We start from the raw sequence: 6,785 nt of genomic DNA on the forward strand, positions 1-6,785 counted from the left end.
GGGCCAGCAGCACCGGACTCTCGCTCTGGAACAGCGGCAAGTCGGGTGTGAGGCGGTTTTGCGAATCGACGATGACTCGCAGCGGCTGGCGCAGGGTCTCTTTGGGATAGCTCGCCTTGACCGAGGGGGGCAGCTCATCCCAGCGCACGGTCAGGGAAGCGCCATCGGCCAGCACGGTTTCGGCGCTGGAGAGCACCGCATCGTGACGGGCCCGCAGTCGTTGCACGTCACGGCGCGCATCCGGGGAGGTGATCCACTGGCTCTCGCCGCTCGCCATGGCGGTGCGGCCATCGAGACTGGCCCCCAGCTTGACGGTCACTCGCGGGAAGGCGGTCCGCATCCGCTTGAAAAAGCCCGGGTTGAGCGCTTCCGCTTCGCTCGCCAGCAGGCCGAAATCGGTCTTGATCCCCGCTTCGGAGAGCATACGCAGGCCACGCCCACCCACCTGGGGATTGGGATCGACCATGGCCGCCACCACCCGCGCTACGCCAGCGTTGATCAGCGCCTCGGCGCAGGGGGGAGTTCGACCGTGATGGGAGCAGGGTTCGAGGGTTACATAGGCGGTAGCACCACGGGCGTTGTCACCGGCGGCGCGCAGGGCGTAAACCTCGGCATGGGGCTCGCCCGCCTTCTGATGCCACCCTTCGCCAACCACCACGCCATCTTTGACCAGCACGGCGCCGACGCAGGGGTTGGGGGCCGTGGTGTAGCGGCCGCGGCGGGCCAGTTCGAGGGCCCGACTCATCCATTGGTAATCATCTTGACTAAACATTCGGGCTCCTTTGACAACACATCTCGACTTTACGCAGTATCGTAGGTTCGATTAGCGCAGCGTAATCGGACGCGGCAACATGGGTGAGAATGGCGGTTTACTTCTCCAGCTTGGCGATCTCTTCGCCGAACTCGCGAATATCTTCGAAGCTGCGATAGACGGAGGCAAAGCGAATATAGGCCACCTTGTCCAGACTCTTGAGCTCATCCATCACCAGATTGCCTACCAGCTCGGAGGCGACTTCACGCTCGCCGGTGGCACGCAGGCGGGATTTGATATGGTTGACCGCCTTTTCGATGGCCTCCATGCTCACCGGCCGCTTCTCCAGCGCCCGCAGGATGCCGGCGCGCAGCTTGTCTTCGTTGAACGGCTCGCGGGAACCGTTGGACTTGATGACGCGGGGCATCACCAGTTCGGCCATCTCGAAGGTGGTAAAACGCTCGTGACAGAGCAGACACTCACGACGGCGGCGCACCTGATGGCCTTCTGCCACCAAGCGGGAATCGATCACCTTGGTATCAACCGCACTACAGAATGGGCAATGCATCGGACCTCCGGCGTTAATGGAACAGGGACCGGCCCGGCGGGCCAGGATCTAGGTCGGCCAGTGTAGCACGGCCATCCAAAACCGGTAAAAGCCAGAAAAAACAATGCCACCCGCAGGTGGCATTGGTCTCAAACCGGATGGTCTGACTTATCAGCCATAAACCGGGAAGCGGCGGCAGATATCCAGCACCTTCTCGCGCACGGTGGCCAGTACGGCATCGTTGTCGTGGTTGTCCAGTACGTCGCAGATCCAGTGGGTCAGCTCGATGGACTCGGCTTCCTTGAAACCACGGCGGGTGATGGCCGGGGTACCGATCCGTACACCGGAGGTGACGAACGGGGAGCGCGGGTCGTTGGGCACGGAGTTCTTGTTGACGGTGATGTTGGCTTTGCCCAACGCAGCGTCAGCATCCTTACCGGTCAGCTCGCGGCCAATCAGATCAACCAGCATCAGGTGGTTGTCGGTACCGCCGGAGACGATCTTGTAACCGCGCTCGATAAAGGTGGCGGCCATCGCCTTGGCGTTTTTGACGACCTGAGCCTGATAGGTCTTGAACTCCGGCTCCAGCGCCTCTTTGAAGGCAACGGCTTTACCGGCGATGACGTGCATCAGCGGGCCACCCTGACCACCCGGGAAGACGGCAGAGTTGAGCTTCTTGTAGAGCTCCTCGTCGTCAGCGGCGGAGAGGATCAGACCACCGCGCGGACCGGCCAGGGTCTTGTGAGTGGTGGAGGTGACCACGTGAGCGTGGGGAACCGGGTTCGGGTAGACGCCAGCGGCAATCAGACCAGCCACGTGAGCCATGTCGACGAACAGGTAGGCACCGACCTTGTCAGCGATTTCGCGCATGCGGGCCCAGTCAACGATGCCGGAGTAGGCAGAGAAGCCACCGATCATCATCTTCGGCTTGTGCTCGACAGCCTGACGTTCCATGTCGTCGTAGTCGATCTTGCCGGACTCATCGATACCGTAAGGCACGATGTTGTAAAGCTTGCCGGAGAAGTTGACCGGAGAGCCGTGGGTCAGGTGACCGCCGTGGGCCAGGTTCATGCCCAGTACGGTGTCGCCCGGCTGCAGCAGGGCCATGTAGACGGCACTGTTGGCCTGGGAGCCGGAGTGCGGCTGCACGTTGGCGTAGGTGGCACCGAACAGCTCTTTGGCGCGCTCGATAGCCAGGGTTTCGACCACATCCACATACTCGCAACCACCGTAGTAACGCTTGGAGGGGTAACCTTCGGCGTACTTGTTGGTCAGCTGGGAGCCCTGGGCTTCCATGACACGGGGGCTGGTGTAGTTCTCAGACGCAATCAGCTCGATATGCTCTTCCTGACGACGGGTTTCGTCTGTGATGGCCTGCCACAATTGCGGATCATAATTGGCGATGGTCATGTCACGTTTCAACATCCGTTTCTCTCCTGAAAATCGTTTGCGCGTTAGGTGAAGTGGGCGCGGGCATTGTAACGTGAGCTGGATCAAAGAGACAGTCCAACCACCTAAAAAAATGTTGAATTTATGTTGTAAAAAACAAGATTCCCTCCCCGTTCAATACCCTGGCCGCTCCGCCAAACGGCACATTTTTCATCCCGCCGCGGGCGGGCAAAACCCGAAGGGGATCACAACGCCCTCTTTATCCATCCTGTAACATATTCATTCGAAACAAATTTAATGATGATGGAGCTGATTGCAGCCATGCATCCGAGGGGCTGCACCTAACCGGAGGAGTTCAAGATGGACCATCTGCTGACATTCGTGATCCTGGCTGTCTTTTTTCTGTTCTACTGGGTCTACTACACCAGCCAGCGCAAGCATGTCCCCACCACCTCGTGGGAGCAGCTCCCCACCAAAGCCGAATATCTGGCGGCCCACCCTGAATCAGTCGATGGCGACATCATCTTCTGTTATCACTGCGGCCACCACGAGTTGCTGGAGGTGGGCATGGTGCACCTGACCGATTTTCGCCGGGAATGGGTCTGTGCCAAGTGCAAGCAGGTGCTGTTTCGCGAGATCGAATAACGACGCAGAGGCTGGCCACCCTCCCTAAACGCCGTACATCGCCAGCAGGGATCAGAACGGCGCATCCCTGTCGGCCGCCAGCCACTGCTGCAACCCGCTCACCGCCGCGTCAAATTGCGCCCCGATTGTCGCAGGCTCCCCGCCTCCCGCCTCAAGAGCCGCACAGTGGCTGGCAAATTCGGTCAACCCAAGCGCCAGCGCACTCCCCTTGAGCTTGTGCGCCAGCTGACGTTGCTCACTTCCCTCACCCTGAGCCAACTTATCCACCAACACCCGCCCTTGCGACTCAAACAGCGCGACCAGCTGGCGGATCCGCGCCATGCCGAGCAGGGGCAGATCGGCATCCAGCACCGGATTGGCCCACTCAGGGTGGTTAATTGGGGGCACGGCTACTGATAACTGCACCTGCGGTTCGATAGAGGCCCCTTCTTGTCGAAATAGTTGATCTATGGCGTTCGCCAGCACCGCCAGCCGCACCGGCTTGCCGACAAAATCGACAAACCCGGCGGCAAGGCAGTGGCGGATATCCTCCGGATACATCTGGGCCGAGATGGCGATGGCGGGCAGCGGCCGCTCATGCATCTCCTCGCTGATGGCGGCCAGATCCTCGCGCAGGGTCATGCCGTCCATATCGGGCAGATTGATATCGAGCAGCGCCAGCTCGAAGGGACGCTCGGTCACCAGCGCCAGCGCACTGCGACCATCCTCGGCCAGGGTGACGCGATGGCCGAGGCGGGTCAGCATGCCGTGCGCCACCAACCGGTTGATCTCGTTATCCTCCACCAGCAGGATGTCACGGGACTGACCAAGGTGCAGCGGCTGTGCCTCGGCAGGCAGCTGGGCACTCGAGCGTTGCAAGGGCAGGCTGAAGCTGAATTCACACCCCTTGCCCGATTCGCTGACAAGGTTCAGCTCGCCCCCCATGGCAGTCACCAGCTTGCGGCTGATCGCCAGTCCCAGCCCGGTGCCGCCCTGATGGCCTATATCACGCTTGCGCTGGCGAAACGCCTCGAACACCGCCTCCTGCTCATCGGCCGGAATGCCGGGGCCGGTATCGAGCACCACGAAGCGGATGCAGGGCTCGGCGCAAGGGCCTTGGCAGGCAAGAGGCGCCACCGTCAGGGTAATCTGGCCACGGGCGGTAAACTTGACCGCATTGCCGAGCAAGTTGCCGAGCACCTGGCGCAGCTTGCCCAGATCCCCCTCGACCACAGGCGCCAGCCCGGGCGCATATTCCAACGCCAGGGTGACCCCCTTGGCCGCTGCCTTTGGCCGAAACAGCGCGCTCAGCTCATCCACCAGCTGGAACAGGGGGAAGGGCTCGCGGCGCGCCTCCACATGGCCCGCCTCTATCTTGGAGTAGTCGAGAATGTCGTTGAGGATCTCCAGCAGGGATTCGCCACTGTGCTCGATGGCGGCCAGATAGCGCTGCTGGGTATCGCTCAGGTGGGTATCTTCCAGCAGCGTCAGGCCCCCGAGAATGCCGTTCATGGGGGTGCGGATCTCGTGGCTCATGGTGGCGAGAAACACCGACTTGGCCCGGTTGGCCTGCTCGGCCTCGGCGCGGGCCTGCCGCTGCTTCTCCACCTCCTCATTGAGCCGCTCGTTGGCGTGGCTGAGCTGGCCGGTGCGCTCCTCGACCCGTGACTCCAGCTCGCGCTGATAGCGGCCCAGCTCAACCGCATTGTCACGAAACACCTGCAGGGCCCGCCCCAGCTCCGCCAGCTCATCGCGCCCGGTACTGGCAAGCGGCTCAAGGGGGGCCAGATCCCCGCGCGCCAACCGGCTCATCCCCGCCACCGCCCGTTGCAGCGGCCAGACGATCCGGCCATAGACCATGCGCCACATCAGCAGCATCAGCAGTAGCAGGGTGAGCAGGCCAATGCCCATCAACGCCTGCTCCAGCAGCCTGAGACGCTGGCTTAGCGCCTGCTGGCTCTGCCCCAGCGAATCGCGGGCACGGCTGACCAGCTCACCGACCTGCTGGTTGAGGCTGCTCATCAGGGCTTCGTTGGCACTGGCGAGCACCCGCAGCGCCTCCCCCTTGCCGAGCCAGTCGCTGCGCAGTTGCACCAGCTTGTCGCTCTGCGCCAGCACGGTCAGCGCCTGCTCCACCGCCTGCCGGCGGGCCGGATCGGTCACCGCCCCGGCTCGCAATTGCAAGATGGCAAGCTCCCGCAGCCCCTCTTGCAATAGCGTTTGCAACTGTTCCTGTCGTTCGCTGCGCCACATCTCCTCGATGCGCTGCTGCTGCATCAGGGTGCGATGACGCAGCTCGGTCATCTGCTCCAGCCAGTCGAGATCCTGTTCCAGCAGGCGGTCCAGCGTCCGGGTCGCCTGCGCACCTTGCTGTTGGTAGAGGAAACCCAATCCCGCCACCATCACGGTTTCGGCGTTCTCCATCTGGCTGCGCGCCAGCTCGGCGATCTGTCCGGCCGCCGCCACCAGACGGGCCCGCTGCGCCTCTCCCTGCACCATCAAGGTCAACCGCTCTCCCACCAGCCAGCCCTGCTGACCCAGATTGCCGATGATGCTCTGACTGAGCTGATCGATGCTTGTTGAACCCTGCCCACGCCCAAGTTGCACCAGCACCTGCTGCAGCTGTTGCCCCTGCAGAGTGAGCAAGCGTCCCTGATGTTCCCGCTCCTGCTCACTGGTTGCGGTGGCCAGCAGCCGCGACGTGCTCTGGATCTCGCCGCTGAGGCGAGAGAGCGTGCGGGCCAGCTCCTGATCGGCCAGAGTCTGCTGCACCCCTTGCTCCAGCTGGCGCAGATGGCTAAGCCCCACCCAGCCCAGCAGGGAGGCACTCAGGGTCAGCAACGCCATCAGGGAGAAGGCCAGCAACAACTTGCCACCCAGGCCGGAAAAGATTCTCACGGGAAGTCCCTTGGTTGTGGTCGGCTTTGACCGGATAATATGGCCCAACACTTTAACAAAACCCCTGACCATGCGAAGCGTCTATCTCTCCCCGTTGTTGCTGATCTGGTTGCTAATGCTTCCCCGCGCCGCCCTCGCCTTTGCGGTCGATATCTGGCCCGGCGGCGAATTCAGCGGCCAGCCGGTGCGCCAGCAGTGGCCGGAACCCGCTGCCGCAACCAAACCGCTGACCCTCTGTGCCCTCTACCCCCATCTGCGCGACGCCTACTGGCTCTCGGTCAATCAGGGCATGGTGGACGAGGCGAAGCGGCTGGGAGTCAAGCTGCAGATCCACGAAGCAGGGGGTTACGGCGCCCTTGCCGAGCAGCGCCAGCAGTTGCAGCGCTGCGTGCAGGAAGGGAGCGACGCCATCTTGCTCGGCGCGGTGAGCTATCAGGGCTTGCGCGAGGCCATCAAGGTCACGCCGCTGCCGATCTTTGGGCTGGTCAACGATCTGCCCAGCGGTCTGGTGCAGGCGAAGGTGGGGGTCTCCTGGTACCAGATGGGCTGGCAGATTGGCCACTGGCTGGCGCAGCG

Annotated in this window: 6 protein-coding genes; 2 read left to right on the forward strand and 4 right to left on the reverse strand. The window is 62.6% G+C overall.

Annotation, left to right across the window (positions count from 1 at the left end):
• From ribD to glyA, 3 genes are all read right to left on the reverse strand, one after another.
• Window positions 1-772 (reverse strand): bifunctional diaminohydroxyphosphoribosylaminopyrimidine deaminase/5-amino-6-(5-phosphoribosylamino)uracil reductase RibD (gene ribD, locus L972_RS10800; RefSeq protein WP_047438237.1); only part of this gene is annotated, 772 nt, incomplete at its 3' end.
• Between the two features lie 97 nt (window positions 773-869).
• Window positions 870-1,319 (reverse strand): transcriptional regulator NrdR, encoded by a 450-nt coding sequence (gene nrdR, locus L972_RS10805; RefSeq protein WP_005338880.1) that lies wholly within the window; start codon window positions 1,317-1,319, stop codon window positions 870-872.
• Window positions 1,320-1,469: 150 nt separating this feature from the next.
• On the reverse strand, window positions 1,470-2,723 hold the full coding sequence (gene glyA, locus L972_RS10810; protein ID WP_005338884.1) for a serine hydroxymethyltransferase: 1,254 nt from the start codon (window positions 2,721-2,723) through the stop codon (window positions 1,470-1,472).
• A gap of 324 nt (window positions 2,724-3,047) precedes the next feature.
• On the opposite strand from glyA, the gene L972_RS10815 reads away from it, so the two are divergent.
• Complete coding sequence (locus tag L972_RS10815) at window positions 3,048-3,332, forward strand: hypothetical protein (protein WP_019445934.1); 285 nt, start codon at window positions 3,048-3,050, stop codon at window positions 3,330-3,332.
• 51 nt (window positions 3,333-3,383) lie between these two features.
• On the opposite strand, the gene torS is transcribed toward L972_RS10815, so the two are convergent.
• Entirely contained in the window at window positions 3,384-6,209 is a 2,826-nt protein-coding gene (gene torS, locus L972_RS10820; protein WP_047438141.1) for a TMAO reductase system sensor histidine kinase/response regulator TorS, read from the reverse strand.
• A 70-nt stretch (window positions 6,210-6,279) separates the two neighbouring features.
• On the opposite strand from torS, the gene L972_RS10825 reads away from it, so the two are divergent.
• The coding region (locus L972_RS10825; protein ID WP_047438214.1) for a substrate-binding domain-containing protein at window positions 6,280-6,785 on the forward strand (506 nt) is incomplete at its 3' end.

The sequence above is a fragment of the Aeromonas sp. ZOR0001 genome (assembly GCF_000801015.1).
Classification (GTDB): domain Bacteria; phylum Pseudomonadota; class Gammaproteobacteria; order Enterobacterales; family Aeromonadaceae; genus Aeromonas; species Aeromonas veronii.